The organism is Segetibacter sp. 3557_3, assembly GCF_004354985.1.
Taxonomy (GTDB): domain Bacteria; phylum Bacteroidota; class Bacteroidia; order Chitinophagales; family Chitinophagaceae; genus Segetibacter.
On sequence record NZ_SMSK01000015.1, the window covers coordinates 43,027 to 61,000 of the forward strand.

The 17,974-nt window shown below is 44.3% G+C and carries 15 protein-coding genes and 1 tRNA gene; 9 read left to right on the top strand and 7 right to left on the bottom strand.

Annotated features, from left to right (window positions below):
• Positions 1–254: 254 nt before the first annotated feature.
• Together EXU57_RS18935 and EXU57_RS18940 are read left to right on the top strand one after the other, a co-directional pair.
• A complete protein-coding gene (locus tag EXU57_RS18935) occupies positions 255–1,067 on the top strand; it encodes a sterol desaturase family protein (protein WP_207955533.1) in 813 nt (270 codons plus the stop codon).
• An 862-nt stretch (positions 1,068–1,929) separates the two neighbouring features.
• Positions 1,930–2,673: an ankyrin repeat domain-containing protein gene (locus tag EXU57_RS18940; protein ID WP_133269821.1), complete on the top strand. Its 744-nt coding sequence runs from the start codon at positions 1,930–1,932 to the stop codon at positions 2,671–2,673.
• Between the two features lie 203 nt (positions 2,674–2,876).
• Here the strand turns inward: EXU57_RS18940 and EXU57_RS18945 are convergent, their stop codons facing one another.
• Together EXU57_RS18945 and EXU57_RS18950 are read right to left on the bottom strand one after the other, a co-directional pair.
• Complete coding sequence (locus EXU57_RS18945; protein ID WP_133269822.1) at positions 2,877–5,294, bottom strand: TonB-dependent receptor domain-containing protein; 2,418 nt, start codon at positions 5,292–5,294, stop codon at positions 2,877–2,879.
• A gap of 365 nt (positions 5,295–5,659) precedes the next feature.
• Positions 5,660–6,367 (bottom strand): hypothetical protein, encoded by a 708-nt coding sequence (locus tag EXU57_RS18950; protein ID WP_133269823.1) that lies wholly within the window; start codon positions 6,365–6,367, stop codon positions 5,660–5,662.
• Between the two features lie 187 nt (positions 6,368–6,554).
• Between EXU57_RS18950 and ppk1 the strand changes: the two genes are divergently transcribed.
• The 3 genes from ppk1 (at position 6,555) to EXU57_RS18965 (ending at position 9,862) form a co-directional block, all read left to right on the top strand.
• On the top strand, positions 6,555–8,642 hold the full coding sequence (gene ppk1 / locus EXU57_RS18955; RefSeq protein ID WP_133269824.1) for a polyphosphate kinase 1: 2,088 nt from the start codon (positions 6,555–6,557) through the stop codon (positions 8,640–8,642).
• A gap of 393 nt (positions 8,643–9,035) precedes the next feature.
• The gene (locus EXU57_RS18960; protein WP_133269825.1) at positions 9,036–9,356 is read left to right on the top strand and encodes an ArsR/SmtB family transcription factor; all 321 of its coding nucleotides are present in this window, start codon (positions 9,036–9,038) and stop codon (positions 9,354–9,356) included.
• Positions 9,353–9,862: an SRPBCC domain-containing protein gene (locus tag EXU57_RS18965; RefSeq protein WP_133269826.1), complete on the top strand. Its 510-nt coding sequence runs from the start codon at positions 9,353–9,355 to the stop codon at positions 9,860–9,862. Before EXU57_RS18960 ends, EXU57_RS18965 begins: the two co-directional genes overlap by 4 nt.
• 97 nt (positions 9,863–9,959) lie before the next feature.
• Here the strand turns inward: EXU57_RS18965 and EXU57_RS18970 are convergent, their stop codons facing one another.
• Genes EXU57_RS18970 through EXU57_RS25685 form a run of 3 tightly spaced genes read right to left on the bottom strand, consistent with a single transcriptional unit; the run spans position 9,960 to position 12,860 of the window.
• A complete protein-coding gene (locus tag EXU57_RS18970; RefSeq protein WP_133269827.1) occupies positions 9,960–10,805 on the bottom strand; it encodes an alpha-1,2-fucosyltransferase in 846 nt (281 codons plus the stop codon).
• Between the two features lies 1 nt (position 10,806).
• Positions 10,807–11,577 carry a DUF268 domain-containing protein gene (locus tag EXU57_RS18975; RefSeq protein WP_133269828.1) on the bottom strand — a complete coding sequence of 257 codons (771 nt, stop codon included), beginning with the start codon at positions 11,575–11,577 and terminating at the stop codon, positions 10,807–10,809.
• Positions 11,577–12,860: an ABC transporter ATP-binding protein gene (locus EXU57_RS25685; RefSeq protein WP_165958203.1), complete on the bottom strand. Its 1,284-nt coding sequence runs from the start codon at positions 12,858–12,860 to the stop codon at positions 11,577–11,579. The genes EXU57_RS18975 and EXU57_RS25685 overlap by 1 nt, the downstream gene beginning before the upstream one ends.
• Positions 12,861–13,367: 507 nt before the next feature.
• Between EXU57_RS25685 and EXU57_RS18985 the strand changes: the two genes are divergently transcribed.
• Entirely contained in the window at positions 13,368–14,579 is a 1,212-nt protein-coding gene (locus EXU57_RS18985; RefSeq protein ID WP_133269830.1) for a hypothetical protein, read from the top strand.
• A 297-nt stretch (positions 14,580–14,876) separates the two neighbouring features.
• Here EXU57_RS18985 and EXU57_RS18990 read toward each other — a convergent pair.
• Positions 14,877–14,947, bottom strand: a tRNA-Cys gene (locus EXU57_RS18990).
• Positions 14,948–15,047: 100 nt separating this feature from the next.
• Here EXU57_RS18990 and EXU57_RS18995 point away from each other — a divergent pair.
• Genes EXU57_RS18995 through EXU57_RS19005 form a run of 3 tightly spaced genes read left to right on the top strand, consistent with a single transcriptional unit; the run spans position 15,048 to position 17,502 of the window.
• Positions 15,048–15,929, top strand: coding sequence for a nucleoside phosphorylase (locus EXU57_RS18995; protein WP_133269831.1), 882 nt, complete (start codon positions 15,048–15,050; stop codon positions 15,927–15,929).
• Positions 15,926–16,702: a diaminopimelate epimerase gene (dapF, locus tag EXU57_RS19000; RefSeq protein WP_133269832.1), complete on the top strand. Its 777-nt coding sequence runs from the start codon at positions 15,926–15,928 to the stop codon at positions 16,700–16,702. Before EXU57_RS18995 ends, dapF begins: the two co-directional genes overlap by 4 nt.
• A gap of 47 nt (positions 16,703–16,749) precedes the next feature.
• The gene (locus EXU57_RS19005; protein WP_243745661.1) at positions 16,750–17,502 is read left to right on the top strand and encodes an aspartate/glutamate racemase family protein; all 753 of its coding nucleotides are present in this window, start codon (positions 16,750–16,752) and stop codon (positions 17,500–17,502) included.
• Here the strand turns inward: EXU57_RS19005 and EXU57_RS19010 are convergent.
• Positions 17,499–17,966, bottom strand: coding sequence for a response regulator (locus tag EXU57_RS19010; RefSeq protein WP_133269833.1), 468 nt, complete (start codon positions 17,964–17,966; stop codon positions 17,499–17,501). The genes EXU57_RS19005 and EXU57_RS19010 overlap by 4 nt on opposite strands.
• Between the last annotated feature and the right edge of the window lie 8 nt (positions 17,967–17,974).

The following is a 17,974-nucleotide window of genomic DNA, read 5'->3' on the forward strand; positions in this document are numbered from 1 at the left end:
GACGATCCCTCCTGGTTGAAGTCCATCCAAACTAACCTGCAAACGCTTGTTAAAACCCATATTGTTATGCTCTATTTTACCGTTACTTTTTAGTTTTGCTATTGGTTTGCACGAGGGCTAAAGCAAGGATTCAATACGGGGCTCGTGCTTTTGTTGTTCAATTGGAATAATGCCGCTGAACAGTAGCCAATCCACAAAGCAGCATACCGGATTAGTTTAAGATTGCGGAAAAGGATACTTACAAGTAAAACAGCATGGAAAGAATTGTAAACAGTATTGGCGTTATGTTCGGGATAACCCTTGTCCGGTATTTTCTTGTTGCCGGACTCTTTTTTATTGTGTTTTATAAGCTTTTTGCGTCCCGGATGAAGCGTGCAAAGATCCAGGGCAGGATTGCCGGGAATCCAGACTTTGCCAGGGAGATAAGTTATTCCCTGGTGTCCTGTTTGATTTTCGCGATTATTGGCGCGGTTATCCTTTACACCCCGATTGTCGACCATACCCTCATCTACCAAAGGATTGACGACTACCCTTTGTGGTACTTTCCCGTAAGTGTCGCCCTAAGTCTGGTTATCCATGACACTTATTTTTATTGGATCCACCGTTTGCTGCACCATAAGAGGCTATTCCGCCTGGCTCATCTTGTACATCATAAGTCCGTAAATCCTTCACCATGGACCTCGTACTCCTTTCACTTCGCCGAGTCTGTTCTTGAGGGTGGGATCATGGTGGTGCTCGCGTTTGTTTTACCTATGCACCCGCTGGCAATTTTCCTGTTTGTCCTGATTGGCTTCATCATCAATGTTTATGGCCACCTTGGTTACGAGATCATGCCAAAAGGCCTGAGGCACAGCTGGCTGTTCCAGGTCCTAAATACTTCCGTTCACCATAACCTGCACCACAGCAAATTCAAGGGCAACTACGGACTCTACTTCAGGATTTGGGACCGGGTATGTGGCACCGAACATCCCGATTATGTAAAAGAGTACGACAAAATTCAACAGCAGCGGTTTGGCGAGTTACAGACCTCGGTCCGCAAGATTGACGAAAACAGGATGACAGCATAGCCATACCGGCTTTGCCCTTAATATTCCCTCGCTGACCCTAGATTACCGTTTTACCCACACCTCTAATTGCTTATCAACCGATCACCTCCCCGGCACTACCCAATACCTTAATACCCAACCCCCCTGCACCCTCCTCCATTACTAAGATGTAGTACCCCGGAGCGGCCAACAACTTACCAAACCGGTTAACCTTGACGGCTTTTCGAGTACCCGTTCATTTTTTAAGTTTGCTGTCCGCTGAAGTATATAAAATCAAACTTCAATATGAACGGCGGGGCAAGTTTTAATAAGTTACCCGTTATTATCAAAAACGAACTCAATAAATGCAAAGATTACCACCCATGCTTTAGGCAGTGTGATTGCCAGTAACGTCAGCGAGTATGTTGATTTTACCGCATCGTATTCAGCAAATTTCAACACGGTAGAAGACGAGTTGAGGGCTGCGTTATCCGGACGGTTAGGGAGAACTATATCGAAGATCAGCAGAGCCAGGTGTTGCAACAATATTTCATGTTGATTTTTTCGTACAACCTCAGAAACTTCGGACAACAGCGCAACAAAACAGAAGGCAATAATGAAGGGTTGTGATAAACCGACACCCTCAAACAGTTATTTTACCGTTCGCTAGCAATCACAATTATCGTTGTCAGGTAAGAATTATGAGTCAAATGAGACATGTAATACAGCGTGTTAAACATTGATTGTTCTATAGCGTTAAACTATATTTGACGTGATCATCTTCCAACTCCCAAAATACGGCTCGCCAAGGGGTGACACCTGCGGAGGTTAACTGCATACGTACGCTGCCAATAACCATGAACTCTTTGCAGCAAACCGTGATGATCACCTTAAAATTCAGTCTATGGACATGCTTCAGCAACTGCTAGTGGACATCGAGCTCCATTCCGTTGAAGGACTCAGGCATTGTTTTGTAAATGGTGTTGATCCAAACGAGTCATACAACAACCACCCACTCGTTTTCGAACTGGTTAGCGAATACACCAGGTCGCCCCGATTTAAGGAATGCATGAAAGTTTTTGTTGATTACGGGTTAAGGCTTGACGACCCTGCTCTATTAGCAGTCTTGCTTGATGACGAACAAATGCTCGAAAAATCATTGTCAACAAACCCTGCTGCAATTTACAACACCTATGATTTACGTTGTGCCTATACACCCTTACTCGAAGCTTCTCTCCTGCACATTGCGGCCGAATACAACCACCTGTCTTGCGCTAAATTGCTTGTGCAAGAGGGAGTAAATGTTAATGTCAGGGCGGGAGTTGACCAATACGGCTTCGGTGGACAAACACCGATCTTTCATACGGTAAATCAAAATGGCAATCAGTCGAAGGATGTCATGGAGTTTCTGATTGCCCAAGGGGCCAACCTCGAAATAACGGTAAAAGGTTTGATCTGGGGGGAAGGTTATGAATGGGAAACGTTGATCGCGGCTGTAAACCCGATCAGCTATGCAATGATGGGTCTGCTGCCCCAAATGCATAGAAGTGAAGTAGTAATTGCCGGCGTGGTGTCAACGCTGTTGAAAGCGGCTTACCAGCTTGATTATACCTCTAAAAATGTACCGTGTGCTTACCTGCGAAGATGAATAAAGCAGGGAACAAACACTAAAGTTTAGCTAATGGCTCAATCATCAAACATTTCCAGGAAAACAGGTGACATGCCGTTAATGCTGTTTATAGGTTGCAGTAGATCGCTCAACCCACTTCATACCAACAAGTATAGAAAAACCTGGAAATAAGGTGCAACAGCAAGCCGGATGTTGCATGCCCTACGTCGAATACAGCCATCCTAAAACTTGTATCCGTAACCCATCCGAAATACCTGCGTTTCGTAATAGTCAACAGTCTCATAGCGGAAGCCAGTACCCGTAATTTCCTTCTTTATGTTAAGCGTATTCAAGATATCCGTACCGTTAAAAAACAACTCCCCTCTACCCTTTTGTACCTGCTTTTTTACTCCGATGTCAACAGATGTTCGCGCGCCAATTTTACCCTGCGGTATGATGTCGGGTGCCAGGTAGATTGCGGTAACCTGTAGCTCCACCTGCTTAGAAAAATGGAACATCCCATTGACTTTTATGTTTCCCGAAGTTGCGAGGTCCCGCCCGGATGAATAAACTATAGGAACCGGGTACTTGTTGGTAACTGAAAAAGCGTTTATGGTATTCCGGTAAACATTGCTGCTGATGTTATAGGAAAACACCGGTGACAACTGTTGCTGGAGCACCAGCTCCAAACCGGTATTGTAACTGCGTCCGGCATTTTGAAACACGTTGTAAAGGATGGTACTTCCGGGTACTTGGGTTGCAATCCGGGTTATGGTACCGTTGGTCATCCGGTGATACACGGCTGCATAGAAGGTGCCTTTGCTTCTACCCCTTTTGTATCCGAGTTCAATGCTGTTGGTAAACTGCGGACGCAATGCAGGATTTCCGACCTTCAGTAGCTCTGGTTCATCATACTTCGGGAATATCCGAATGTCCACTTCATTTGGCCGATCGACCCGCCTGTTGAAGAAAACCGAAAATTTGTTATTGTCATTAATCTTATATGCAAATCGAAGGTTTGGAAACGGTTGGTTGTAAGTGTAACCATCACTTTTGTAAGTGTTATGATTTGGGTTTACTTCATAATCTACCCTCACGTGTTCAAGCCTCAGACCTGCTTCCACTTCGATCTTTTTACTTTCATAAATGTAGTTGCCATACAAGGCCGGGATAGTTTCCTTGTAGTTGGCATAGCCACCGGCACTACTGTCAATTGGTGAGTTGATCCCCGGGTAGAATTGCATATTGATCGGGATCGTCCGGTATCGAAGCTTCATACCGGCTTCAAGCCGTCCATGCTTTAACGGCCTTTGATAGTCTAGCGCAAAATCATTCACATGTTCGTCTGAAAGCAGCTTAAATGCATCTTCCCCGGTAAACAACGGCAATATGTTTGTAAAAAAATATTTCTCATCTTCCCGGTGCCAGGTGTAATTATAATTCGCATTTAGCAGATGCCCCGGTCGGCTGAATTTATGCTGGTAGGCGGCCGATGCAGTAGCCGTATACTTGACCTCATCTTCCACGAAAAGCCATAGGCGGTTGCGCTTCGTAAGATCATTGTTGAAATACGGAATATCCCCATGGTCAATGATCTTTTCTCGGTTAAAAAGCCCGGAGATACTCAAAGTATTTTGATTATTGATCGTATAGTCAAATCCTGTTTTAACAGTTGCGTAGCTGGTGTTTCGATTTCGCTTTACCTGCTGTTGGATGATCTCTCCAGTATCGTAAAAACGGGTGGTAAATTCGTTTCGGTTGAGCGTCTCCGTGTAGAGCCAGTCTGCATTGACAAAGGTGTTCACCTTGTTTTTACGGTAGTTTAGCAGTACGGAAGGGTTTATTTTTGGTGTTCCCTGGTATTGTGGTCTAACGTCAGGCAGGTTTGCACGTTTTTGCCAAAGAGCTCCTAGTCCGGTGGTAAGTGCAAGCTTACCGTTTAAGCCCTGCTGCTTATTGGTCTTGTAGATGATGTTAATGATCCCTGCGTTGCCATTGGCATCGTACCTGGCAGAAGGATTGTTGATGATTTCAATTTTTTCAATTGCAGAAGCAGGAATATTGTCCAGGCCTTCCTGGCCGCCAAAACCTGTAAGCGCTGTCTGCTTCCCATCGATTAACACTGAAACTTTATCACTGCCGCGAAGTTGAAGTTTTCCATCCTGCGAAATGGTTACACCAGGCAAATTATTCATCGCCTGCAATACCGAACCACCAGCCTGGCTGATGTTGCCAGCTATGGAAAATGTTTTTTTATCCATTTTGTCCGACACCCCGCTTTGTTGGGTTGCCTTAACCATCACAGAGTCTAAACGGCCGGGGGTTTTAACCAGGTAGATTTCGCCAAGGTCCAGAAAAGCGCTAAGGGTTCCCACGAGGACAGCCTGCTTTTTAGCTTCGAAGCCAACATAAGTGAGCTCCAGGATATAGTTTCCGCTGTTCACATTTCCAAACGAGAATATTCCCTTCTCATTGCTTATCGTCCCAAGAACGAAAGTGCTGTCGGCTGCTTGTTTGAGCACGACATTTACATATGCCAACACCGTTTTTGACTCATCTTTAACCGTACCGGAAACTGTTACTTTGGAAAACTGGGAATAAATATCGACCGGAGAAAATAATAGGATAGCAACGAATGTGCTGAAAATAAAATGGGTCATAACAATATAATACACTAAAATAGCACTAATCGTCTCGTTCGAAACCAACATTCTGTTATAAAGCAATTACATAGTAATTTAACCACTTCATAATTAGCGGGCAAGTCAGATACAGACTTTGGCCCGGAACATGGTAAGTTTGCTGGATCGCCGGCTTTTCACTTCCGCCCCGGAATAAAAGCTGCCAAAAGGTTTGCCGTACAAGTGAGTGACACAACAATGCTAAATCCTTGTACTTCGGCTAAGTACAAAAACTCCTGTGCAAGCACATCATCGGGGGACGACATGCGACTTCCATCGAGTCGCCTTAAACAAGTAATGTATTCAATGCCCAACGGTAGCAGAGGGGTAGTGCGAATATCCGCCTAATTTAAGTTTAAGCCCACCGTAAATCCTGTCCACAATTTTGACTGATAGAGCCATTGCCGTCGATATTGATCAGCCAGGTGATCAATGCCGACAGCAAGACCAAAAGTAAGGTTACCTATACCAATCAAACTCGCAAGCCCTTTTGTGATAACCAACCCATCGTATTCAGGAGCTTGAGGATCTCGCGTAACAAAGGGGTTGATTGCAGTGGAACCGAGCCCACCAAAAAAACCGAGGCTGTATGCAAAATGCGCTATCCTCCTGTCATACATACCCACGGGGTTTCTTTCATAAGAAAATACAGAAAGGTCCCTCCGGTGACCAATATAACCGGCAGCATTAAAGTTTGTGTTTAGCTGGCCGGGAAAACCGGATCTGGACGGACGATATTTGAAAACGATACTGATCACGTCGAGGTCAAGGCTTTTTTGACTAAAAATCGTAGTGCGCTTTGCTGCATTTTGAATAGAAGGAAAGATCATCGCCGGCATAGTATCATTTACTTTTATTATCCCATTACTACTCCGCGACACCGGCTGGAAATTGATGGATGTTTCACCAACAGAAGCATAATAACGTTGCTTGCCTTTCTCCGTGATCTTATACAATCCCCCCTTCAAACGATAATCGGAAGTTTCCTTTACGGCGCTACAAGAAGTCAACATTATTAGGGTAAATAACAGGATTGCGGCAGCTACATTCATAAGAAATTTGAGCTTTGATGTTTATATTTAAACAGCTGGGTACAACAATTGAAAGGATGAACTTATTGGCTGACTTTGTACAACAAAGGTTCTATAGTCACTCACCAGTGGACGTTTGGATTACAAAGTACAAAAGTTAACATTCACAGTTGGCTGGCTTCTATATTTTTGAACCATAACCCTTCTCATGAACAAATTAAAAATCATTGCGCGAGATATCAGCTGGCTAAGTTTTAACGCCAGGGTGTTGCAGGAGGCCAACGACCCCAAAGTTCCGCTAAGGGAAAGGATCCGGTTTCTGGGTATCTTCTCAAATAACCTCGATGAATTTTTCAGGGTTCGCGTAGCTACGTTAAACCGGATGATGCAGCTGGGCGGCAAGAAGAACATGCACCTTGAAAAAAATCCCCAACAGATTTTAGATGATATACAGCTGACCGTACTGCAGCAGCAAAACGAATTCCACCGGATATGGGATGGCATTATGGAAGAGCTGAAAGGTGAAAAGATTTACCTGGTGAACGAAAATGAATTGAATTTCGAACAACAGCAATTTGTAAAAAATTATTTCGATGAAGAGGTAAGAAGCAATGTTATTCCACTGCTGGTCGAAAGCATTCCACAGTTTCCGTACCTGCGCGAAAAATCATTGTATCTCGGGGTGGTTATGCGCAGGAAAGATACGGCATACGATAAAAAATTTGCGCTAATCGAAATCCCTTCAAAAACATTGGGGCGGTTTACCCTGCTTCCATCACAACCCGGCGAACACCACATTATGCTATTGGAAGATGTCATTCGTTTTAACCTGCCGGAAATCTTCTCTTACTTTAGTTATGACCATTTTACTTCAAACGTTTTTAAAGTAACAAAAGATGCGGAAATGGATATTGATAACGACATTTCCACTTCGTTGATACAAAAAATAGAAAAAGGATTAAAGAACAGGCGAAAAGGCAAAACCGTTCGATTTGTTTACGACAAAGACATGGATGCGAGCCTCGTGGAATACCTAACCAGGAAGCTAAATCTATCAAGAAAAGACAATATTATACCAGGGGGACGTATTCACAACTACCGGCACTTTATGGACTTTCCGGATGTATTTCAAAATAAGAGTGAAAGACTAAAGCCGTTTACCCACCCTTCTTTTTTAAACACCCATATGGTTACGGACGTGATCATGGAGAAAGATGTCATGTTGCATTTTCCCTATCATTCTTTTAATCCCATCATCGATCTTTTACGAGAGGCAGCCATGGATCCTGAAGTAACAATGATCAGGATTACAGCTTACCGGCTTGCTTCAAATTCAAAAATCATTAATGCTCTTATTAATGCGGTACGCAATGGTAAAGAAGTAATTGTTATGCTTGAATTAAAGGCCAGGTTCGACGAAGAAGCTAACCTGGAGTGGAAGGAAAGACTGGAGGATGAAGGGGTAAAAGTTCTTGTTGGTGTAGAAAATTTGAAAGTTCATGCAAAGCTTGGAATCATCCGGAAAAAGAAAGGTGAACGGATCATGCAATATGGATTTATCAGCACGGGTAACTTCAATGAAAAAACAGCCAAGATATATAGTGACCATTGCCTGATGACAAGCAACCCCAAGGTAATGGCCGATATCAATCGCGTGTTCAGGTACCTTGAAAATCCTAAGCTCGAAAACAATCCGCTGAAAACCTGCCAAACCCTTTTGGTATGTCCCACCAATATGCGTCGCGAACTAATCGCAATGATTGATAAAGAAATCAGGAATGCAAAAACAAAAAAGAAAGCGGGAATAACGGTAAAGTTAAATTCTTTAAGCGATGGTTTTTTAATTGAGAAACTTTATGAAGCCGCACAGGCTGGGGTAAATGTAAAAATGATTGTAAGGGGCATTTTTTGTGCATTAACCGAACATGATAAATTCAAAAAACCCATTAATGCAATCAGTATTGTTGATGAATATCTTGAACACTCAAGGGTCTTAATATTTAGAAATGATGGCAAACACCGTGTATTTATTTCGTCTGCGGATTGGATGGTGAGAAACCTTGATCACCGGGTGGAAGTTGCCGTACCTATATTCGATAAGAAAATAAAAAGGGAAATTATTGAATTGATCGATATCCAATTACGCGACAATGTAAAAGCCCGTTTGCTCGACAACGAATTATCCAACACGTACGTTGCAGCAAACGGAAATAAAGAAGTAAGATCACAGGTAGAAACGTACCATTTTCTTTTTAAAAAGCAGGCAGAGAAGTTGAGGCCCACAACTGTAGAATAACCAACTGCTACGGCAAAAAAAGCTCCGAGTTAACCATACATAGCTCGTAAACAGAGGGAATTGTTTGGGCGTGCCCCCGCCCAAAAGCGGGGTCGGGCTTTTCGTTCCAAGCCCGGGCGCTTTTGGGGCTTACGCGCTGCCTGGCATCAATCATATCTTTTTTCCCCGGGGCTTTCCACTTCAATCCCTCACGCATTGGTGCGCACCAACAGGTTTACGAATATAATCACGATATGCACGATTGGCGCCAAAACCCCATACCAATTTGGATGTAAGCGGCCAGGTACATAATGATATTGATAAATCGATAGATTCCTGGTTTATGCACTTGCGCAACCGGAAGGTTGCGCTTATATTTGCAACCGAAGAGTTGCTAATCAACTTTGTACTACCATGAGAAGAGATGTGTTCCAGGCGATAGCCGACCCTACCAGGCGGGCTATTTTGAGTTTGATCGCGCTGCAGGCCATGACGCCAAATGCTGTAGCTGAACATTTCGACAGTAGCAGGCAAGCCGTTTCCAAACACATGAAGATACTCACGGAGTGCCAGCTCATACGGCAGGAACAATCCGGCCGCGAAATCTATTATCACTTTAATGCCCAAAAGATGAAAGAAGTTGATGCCTGGCTCACACAATTTCGCATCATGTGGGAAGACAGGTTTAGTCGTTTGGATGAGGTCTTAAAAAACTCGAAAAACAATAAATCATGACAACTATCAAGCAAACTGAAATCACCAAAGATTTAGGTGAAAAAAAACTTACGATCATTAGGGAATTCAATGCACCGGTTGAAGACGTTTGGAATGCATGGACGGATAGCAGTATACTGGATTTATGGTGGGCACCAAAGCCATGGAAAGCCATTACAAAAAAGATGGATTTTCGAGAAGGTGGATTTTGGTTGTATTGCATGGAAGGGCCCGATGGAACACAAACCTGGGCACGTGAAGACTATGAAACCATCAATCCTCATCAAGGCTTTACCGCGTACGACGCCTTCTGCGATGAGGACGGCAACATAGATGAAACATTTCCGCGTATGCATTGGACCAACACCTTTGTTGAAACAGGCTCAGGAACAACAGTCCAAGTAGTAATTACCTTATCAAGTGAGGAGGACCTGGCGAAGATCTTAGAAATGGGCTTTGAGGAAGGCTTTACATCTGCACACAGCAACCTTGATGAAGTGCTTGCAAGCCAGACGATGAATAGTTAATGCGGACTTACTAATCCGTAACCCTGCATGTACGGGAAGTAAGGATTATGTAAGTGATCCTTACTTTCTTTGTTCGTTCATGTGGGGCGTGCAATGCTTAGATCCATTCCCAAGCAAGCCGCTCAGCAATGCCAAGGGGATGGTATTTCTGCAACGGAACGCCGCACCAATACTTAGGGGCAACAACCTGTTTTACTTTCGTATTCAAAAAAGCCCCCCACCACGAAAACGAGCTGTTGGAAATAACGAGGTAGTCAGCGTTCATGATCAATTGTAAATCTACCACGAATGCATTTTGCAGGTATTTCACCTCGTGAGGTATGTCTAAAAATTCTTGTTTTACCAAATTGATATCATCGCTGATTACATATATTTTGTAATTGGACTTTATCGATGCAGTAAGATGGTCTAGCCCTTTGTAGAAGTATTCTTTCGAAAGTGCAACATTGGTTGTATTCAGCTCCTTAAAATAAATGTTGAGGTAATCAGTTCTTCTTACGTGAACCAGGATGGAAGCATAGCCTTGCTCAAAATGAGCAGCCGGGTTGATCCGGAAAGGTTTTTTAATTTGAAACCTTGCAATTATTTCCTGCTCATACTCGCGGAAGAATGTTCTTGATTGAAAAAAGCCTTCGTAAAAAGTATCGTCCTCCACCTGGCCTAACAGCTCTCTGGGATCACCGGCGTCGGGGAAAGTAACTGTTTTAAACCGTTTTTGAAAAGCCCTGAGTATGGCCAATCGTACTTTGTGTCCACCCCTGAATTCAAGTAATTTCAAAAAGCGATTAAACAGTGGTAGCGGTACATCAAAATACCGGTCAATTAGAATTTGCTCCTGCGTATCTAAATAAAACGGGGTATTTAGCTTTTTCGCTATGCTATAGGCAAAGGCGTACTGGAATAATTGATTTCCCAGTCGCCCATTGAGCTTAACACCGATCATATTAACTCACCTTTTTAAGCCAAAAACATCCGCAGCTCCAATACTGGTTCGCGGCCATTTCAAGAGAAGCGCCCTTGTGGTAGGATGCGTCGTCGAGCACAATAGAAAAGTCGATCAATTCGAAATTTGTAAAGTACGAGAGCACCTGTTTTGGCTCGTATATTCTATGTGCGTTATACTGTATTCGTGCCTTACCCACCGGAACAACAATCAACAGGTTCCCGCCTATTGCCGTAACCCTGTTTAACTCCTTAAAAGCTTTGATGTCCCCTGTCGCATCTAGTGGATCGCCATACCTGCCAAGACCTATATGTTCGACAGTATGCATACAGGATAGCGAGGCAATGCTATTGCTTTCAAATGCTATATTCGTCAGGTCGATGGCACCTGTTTTCAGGTTATCCAGGTTGATCTCGGCAGGCCGGTAATCGTAAAATTCGATTGGAATGAATGCTGAAGCAACCGCGTTGAAATTTACGATTGACGAGATGTCAACGTGTTTTTCGGGCCTTGTTTGTGCCAGTATCCTTGCCGCCCATGCGGGGTGGTATAAGTAATGAGGCTCAAAAGGCGTTGTAACGGTTGCGTCGTATAAACAGGGTTGGCGGTCCGACCATTTGATGGTAAACCGTCCGGTGTTATCCAATGCCGAAAACTCCCGGTACTGATCCTTGAACTTTTTATAGAGGCGCCTACGTTCGAATCGCGAAACGATAGCTGTTTTATAACGGTTCAGGCGAAAGTTTATCTTGGTGCTTAGGTCTTTTAACATCAACCGTTTATTTTTTGGTAATTCAAAACCGGGGCAAGTATTCCCGGACGTTTATCGTTCCAGATAATTGAGTCACTTAAACCGCCCCGAATACTAAACCTGATCGCTGCTGCGGTTGGCACCGGATCTATCAGCCAGGAGATAAAATGAAGGCTCACCATTGCTTTCACGGTATATTCCCCTTCATTGAGTACGCGCTCCGGCAGCCATATGACCAACTTGTTTTTGCCTGTTTCGAACTCTACCCAGTTTTCCTGCGGCATATCGGTTTGGTACGACCAGAATAAGAGATCTTCACTGCTTGAGAAAACCGCAATTCCAACACATAGCGACTTATTCAATTCGGTTAATTCAAAGTCAAGCATGATGCCTGCACGATCATTGTTTTTGACCGTACCGGTTTCTATGGGTTTGAGGCTACCATTAACAAGTGCCATTTGTGTAAGCGTAAAAAACGAATTCCGTATGTTGCCTTGCCAAAGAAAGTTAATGGCCAGTTCGCTCGACAGGTATTGTGATATAATGGCATCGGAAGTGCCCATACCCTGAACTTTACCATTACTTAAAAGAATAGCCGTTCTGCACAGGGTTGATATCGAGTTCATGTTGTGGCTCACGAACAGGATTGTTCTCCCTTCACCTTTACTCACCTCTCCCATTTTACCAAGACACTTCTGCTGAAAATCGGCATCGCCAACCGCCAGCACTTCATCGACCACCAGGATTTCCGAATCCAGGTGTGCGGCAACTGCAAAGGCAAGTCGAACATACATCCCGGAAGAGTAGCGTTTAACGGGGGTATCGATATAACGTTCCACACCGGCAAAATCGACGATTTCGTCAAACTTCGAGGCAATTTCCCGCTTGCGCATCCCAAGGATGGCCCCATTCAGAAAAATGTTTTCACGCCCCGTAAGCTCAGGATGAAACCCGGTTCCTACTTCGAGTAAGCTGGCAATTCTCCCTTTAACTTTTATGAATCCGGTAGTTGGGCTTGTTACCCTGCTGAGTACTTTCAATAAGGTGCTTTTACCTGCACCATTCCGGCCGATGATACCAACCGCATCACCCTGCGAAATTTCAAAATCAATATCTTTAAGGCTCCAGACAATGTTGCTTTTCCCTTTGATGGTTCTATCATTGGTCTCTCCAATTTTTAGAAAGGGATCTTCCTTTCCTCGCACCCTGGAAAACCATCTTTCCAGGTCCCTTGATATGGTGCCTGTTCCGAATTCGCCAAGTTGATATGCTTTTGAGAGATTTTCAGCCTTAATAGATACCATCTTATTTGTTATCCTACGGTTTTTAGAATCGCGGTGAACCTGTTTGTTGCACATGCAGTTGCTGGATCCCCAACCTTTCCTGCAGTTCCGGCAACATGAGCATTTAAAGCTTTTCAGCTATAATATTGAATTCACAAGCTTTCTGTGAACAAAGGCCATTGCATGATACGGCCGGATTTTCAGCGTGCGAAGATAGCGGAACTTCTTAATCCATGTTTCAAAATTCAGCTTCAATAACTATAATATGTATAGCTGTTGAAGGTGAAGGAAATAGGCAATGATATTGATCAACCATCCTACGAGAGTACCGAAACGTATCACGGCAGTAACACAGTCCTAAAGTTTAACCAGATAAGCAGACAACTAACCGTCACCCGCTTTGCAGAAGTCGACACCATATCGAAATTGAAAGCAATCTCATGTTCCCGCAAAAATTATTTATGGGCGGTGTTGTGGTTCATAGGAACTCACGGCGAATTGTAGTAGCTTAGTAAGAAAGTAAGGCTGTTGAAAAGACTACTTTTCTCATTGTACCTGGTGTCGATATCCCTTTCCGGCATGTCGCAAATAGCAAACTGCACATTTAAGCCCCCACAGATTACAATCAACTTTGGTAGCGGTTACGTTTCCGACTTTAATACCGCTGAGCTAGCCAGCTACCGGCGTGTATCGAGGTATTGCCCCAGCGATGGTTACTATACCTATACTCCATATACCAGCGATTGCTTTCGTGGAGACTGGCTTACACTATGGGAAGATCACACCCCGGGCGATGACCAGGGTAATATGCTGCTGGTAAATGCATCTCATGAAAGCGGAACATTTTTCAACACCAGCGCAAATGGATTGCATCCCGGGAAAACCTATGAATTTGGGGTTTGGATGATGAATGTTTGCCGGATTAGCGAAAAGTGCCCATTTCCTTTACTCCCGGAAATTACAATCCGGCTGCAAACCGCTTCCGGAAAACTGGTTGCCCAATTTGGAACGGGTGAATTGATTCGCCGGCACACACCGGAATGGACCCAATACAGGGCACAGTTTACTGCTCCAGCCGAGCAGGCTCTTACGATAACCATGATTAACAACTCCCCTGGCGGGTGTGGAAATGATTTTGCACTGGACGACATAACCTTTCGGGAATGTGTCAGACAATCGCCACCACCAGTGATTACACGAGCCAAACCGCCGGTTGTGGTAAAGAAAACACCAGCGCCTGCAAAGCCTTCACCCCGAAAACCAGCACCTGTTGCAGCAACAAGCCGCCCCGTAAAAGCTACTGAGATTCCGAAGCCACCAGTAGATACCATATCCCGGGCAATCCCAACTGCACCTCCAAAGCCCCAGCCTCTTCCGCCACCGCCTGCCGTGCTAACCAGGCGTGCTAATCCATTGATCAAACAATTTGAGATCGAACCAGGTGAAATAAAACTTGAACTGTACGATAATGGAGAGATCGACGGAGATACCGTGACCATCTACCATAATAATAAGCTGCTGGTTTCAAACGCAAGACTCTCTCAACGCCCAATTTCATTTAAGCTTCAGATAGATCCCGACCACCCACATCATGAATTGGTCATGGTCGCTGAAAACCTTGGATCTATTCCGCCAAACACTTCCCTTATGGTGGTTACAACCCCCGAAAAACGATATGAAGTGTTTATTTCTTCCACAGATCAAAAAAATGCCAAGGTTGTATTTAATCTTAAGCAGTAGCGGCAACTCAAGCGTCGCACTAGAACGACACTTACGCCTCTTCTAGACTTTTATAAGTAATAGGATTGTCCCGATCGGTTCAGCCTTAATCAGCGAACCGTTTGTTGTTGGCTATCCGTGTGTGTACGACGGTCGGGCTGTAGGCAGCTTCTGGTCATATCCGGAACAGATCATCCTTCTGCAGGAGAAGTTGCACCAGCCGTGCCGGGAATCTAAATGAAAGTACTGCTATGTGGCCCTGCTTTCACATGGCTACGTAAAATGAAAAAAGGACCACATTGCTGTAGTCCTTTTCGGAGGTCCCGAGCGGATTCGAACCGCTGTACGAGCTTTTGCAGAGCTCTGCCTAGCCACTCGGCCACAGGACCGTTTTGCCGGCTGCGAAAATAGGGCAAACGCGTTAAATCAAAAACTCAAAATTCAAAATTGGTATCTTCACACCCCTAAATACCTTCAAGCGCAGGCAGCATGCAAAGGATTTCCGAAAGCGAACTCATCTTAAATGACCGTGGTGCCATCTACCACCTCGACCTGCTGCCTGAAGAACTTGCACCAACAATCATTACCGTTGACGATCCGAACAGGCTACAGGACGTAACGAAATACCTCAACAGTATCGAACACAAAAGCGCCAACCGCGGTTTTGTTACGACCACCGGCATGTTAGGTAATCAAAGGGTTTCCGTGATTTCTACCGGCATCGGGCCTGATAATATCGACATTGTGCTTAACGAACTCGATGCACTTGCTAACATCGATTTCAAAACCCGAACAGAAAAACAAAGTGTCAAACAACTTACCATTATACGTATTGGAACTGCCATTTCCTTACAGGATGACATCCCTATAGATAGTGCAGTGGTATCTACGCATGGGTTGGGTATGGATAACCTTCTTACCTTTTACCGGACCGAAAACAGTGAATTAGAACAGCAGATCCTACAACAATTTGTTGCGCATACCCAGTTGAACGCCAACTTTTCACCGCCATACATCAACCCGGCAAACACCTCGTTGCTCAAGCATTTTGTTGAAGGTTTCCACCCGGGAATAACCGTAACCTGTCCCGGGTTTTACGGACCGCAGGGTCGGGTGCTTCGGCTCGGGCTTAGCAATCCAGAGCTCATCAACCACTTCAGCAGTTTTCAATTTGGGCAGCATAGAATCGCGAACTTCGAAATGGAAACGAGTGCATTATATGGCCTGGGGAAACTACTGGGCCACCAATGCCTCAGCATTAGCGCCATAGTTGCAAACCGAATACATAAAACCTTTTCAAAAGATAGCAGCAGAGCAGTAGAACTACTCATTCAGAAATGCCTGAACATAATCTCCAAAATATCGTCATGAATATTCCATTTTACAAATACCAGGGCACAGGAAACGACTTTGTAGTTATCGACAATAGAAAAAAGAATTATGCCCTCACCAATGAACAGGTCAGCCGGTTATGCAACCGCCGATTCGGTATCGGGGCAGATGGGCTAATGTTGTTGAACGATGTGGAGGGTTACGATTTCAGGATGGTGTACTATAATGCAGACGGAAAGGAAGGTTCAATGTGTGGCAATGGTGGCCGGTGCCTTGTGCAGTTTGCGTTTGACCTGGGCATCAAAAAGAAGGAATATCACTTTATCGCTGTAGATGGTCCACATTACGCAAGTTTCAGCTCAAAAGGCTGGGTTAAACTCAAGATGAAGGATGTAAGTATTGCAGAAACAGGCGACGACTATGCGGTTCTCGACACGGGGTCGCCCCACTATGTAAAACTCGTACCCGAAGTGATGTCGTTCCCCGTATTCGATAGCGGGCGTGCAATCCGGAATAATGATCAATTTCGAGGCAACGGGATCAATGTAAACTTCGTAGAACAGCGAAACGATCACATTCTTGTACGCACTTATGAACGCGGCGTTGAAGATGAAACGCTGAGCTGTGGCACGGGTGTTACCGCAAGTGCCCTGGTAACAGGACCGAAGCAAACAGGCTTCAACCTGGTAAACGTAACTACCCCAGGTGGGAACCTTGCGGTGGAATTTGAAAGAGTAAATGACCGACAGTTCAAAAATATTTGGCTGTGTGGTCCGGCTACTTTTGTGTTTAAAGGCAAAATTGAAGTTTAGAAGCAGATGCATCATCGGACAACAGCAATGCAGGAATTCTTCGCTGAATGAAGGGATTTTATGACCGCGAAGAACTAATCAAAGTAAAAAGGAACTATATGAAGACAATTGGTTTAATAGGTGGAATAACCTGGCACTCTACCCTGGACTATTATCGGATGATTAACGAAATGATCAATGATAATCTTGGTGGGGTTGCTTCGGCTAAGCTCATATTACATTCGGTAAACTTTGCCGAAATAAAAACATTGACCGAAGACAATCGCTGGGATCTCCTGGCAGAATGCATCACCGATATTGGGTTAGGACTTGAAGAAGCTGGTGCCGACTGTATACTGATCTGCGCCAACACGATGCACAAAGTTGCAGATCAGGTGCAGCAAGCTTTAGCTATCCCGCTAATTAACATCGCAACAGAAACAGCAAAGGCGATTCGAAAACAAGACCAACGTAAAGTAGCACTGCTCGGAACCAAATACGTGATGCAAATGGAATTTTATAGAAACAAGTTAGCTGCGCACGGTATTGAAGCAATTATCCCTGGTGAAGAAGATATCGAATACATCAATAGCGCGATCTATAACGAAATGGGAAAAGGGATTTTCTTGAGAGAAACCGGGGCAAGGCTTTTGGAGATAACGGATGGCCTGGTGGCAAGGGGTGCACAAGGCGTGATATTAGGATGCACAGAAATTCCTATCCTGCTGAAGGACACACCAGCTTCTGTTCCGATGTTCGACACGGCCCGGATTCATGCAATGGCGGCAGTGGAGTTTGCCTTGAGTCATAAATTGAACTAAGCAGAAAAATTTAGGACGAAGTTTTCTTTACCCCTGCCCTGCTGTTGTTCTTTCCATTCAACAGAAAAAATTTGTTTGACCATTTGAAGAATCTGGTCGAAAGTTTCAGGCTTCACGATATAGCCATTTGCCCCATATTGATAACATGCATCAGTATGGCTCTTTATGTCGGAGGTTGAAAATATTAAAACCGGTAAATCACTATACCGCTTATTGGAGCGAATTTCCTTTAGTGTTTCTACCCCATCTTTATGGGGCATATTGAGATCGAGAAATACCAGATCGGGAAGTGGTTCTTTTTCTGAGGATAGTATCTTCATCAGGTCATTTCCATCCTGCGCTTTCGAGATGGTAACGGGAAGGCCTAACTGTTCAATGGCTTCATTAAACAGGTAAGCTTCGTCTGTATCGTCATCTACAAAAAGAACGTGTATATTTTGATTTTCAGGTTTTTCCATCATCATACCGGGGC

Coding starts and splice junctions, on each gene's coding strand:
- EXU57_RS18935 (WP_207955533.1), top strand. CDS start 255: ATGGAAAGAATTGTAAACAGTATTGGCGTTATGTTCGGGATAACCCTT.
- EXU57_RS18940 (WP_133269821.1), top strand. CDS start 1,930: ATGGACATGCTTCAGCAACTGCTAGTGGACATCGAGCTCCATTCCGTT.
- EXU57_RS18945 (WP_133269822.1), bottom strand. CDS start 5,294: ATGACCCATTTTATTTTCAGCACATTCGTTGCTATCCTATTATTTTCT.
- EXU57_RS18950 (WP_133269823.1), bottom strand. CDS start 6,367: ATGAATGTAGCTGCCGCAATCCTGTTATTTACCCTAATAATGTTGACT.
- ppk1 (WP_133269824.1), top strand. CDS start 6,555: ATGAACAAATTAAAAATCATTGCGCGAGATATCAGCTGGCTAAGTTTT.
- EXU57_RS18960 (WP_133269825.1), top strand. CDS start 9,036: ATGAGAAGAGATGTGTTCCAGGCGATAGCCGACCCTACCAGGCGGGCT.
- EXU57_RS18965 (WP_133269826.1), top strand. CDS start 9,353: ATGACAACTATCAAGCAAACTGAAATCACCAAAGATTTAGGTGAAAAA.
- EXU57_RS18970 (WP_133269827.1), bottom strand. CDS start 10,805: ATGATCGGTGTTAAGCTCAATGGGCGACTGGGAAATCAATTATTCCAG.
- EXU57_RS18975 (WP_133269828.1), bottom strand. CDS start 11,577: ATGTTAAAAGACCTAAGCACCAAGATAAACTTTCGCCTGAACCGTTAT.
- EXU57_RS25685 (WP_165958203.1), bottom strand. CDS start 12,860: ATGGTATCTATTAAGGCTGAAAATCTCTCAAAAGCATATCAACTTGGC.
- EXU57_RS18995 (WP_133269831.1), top strand. CDS start 15,048: ATGCAAAGGATTTCCGAAAGCGAACTCATCTTAAATGACCGTGGTGCC.
- dapF (WP_133269832.1), top strand. CDS start 15,926: ATGAATATTCCATTTTACAAATACCAGGGCACAGGAAACGACTTTGTA.
- EXU57_RS19005 (WP_243745661.1), top strand. CDS start 16,750: ATGAAGGGATTTTATGACCGCGAAGAACTAATCAAAGTAAAAAGGAAC.
- EXU57_RS19010 (WP_133269833.1), bottom strand. CDS start 17,966: ATGATGATGGAAAAACCTGAAAATCAAAATATACACGTTCTTTTTGTA.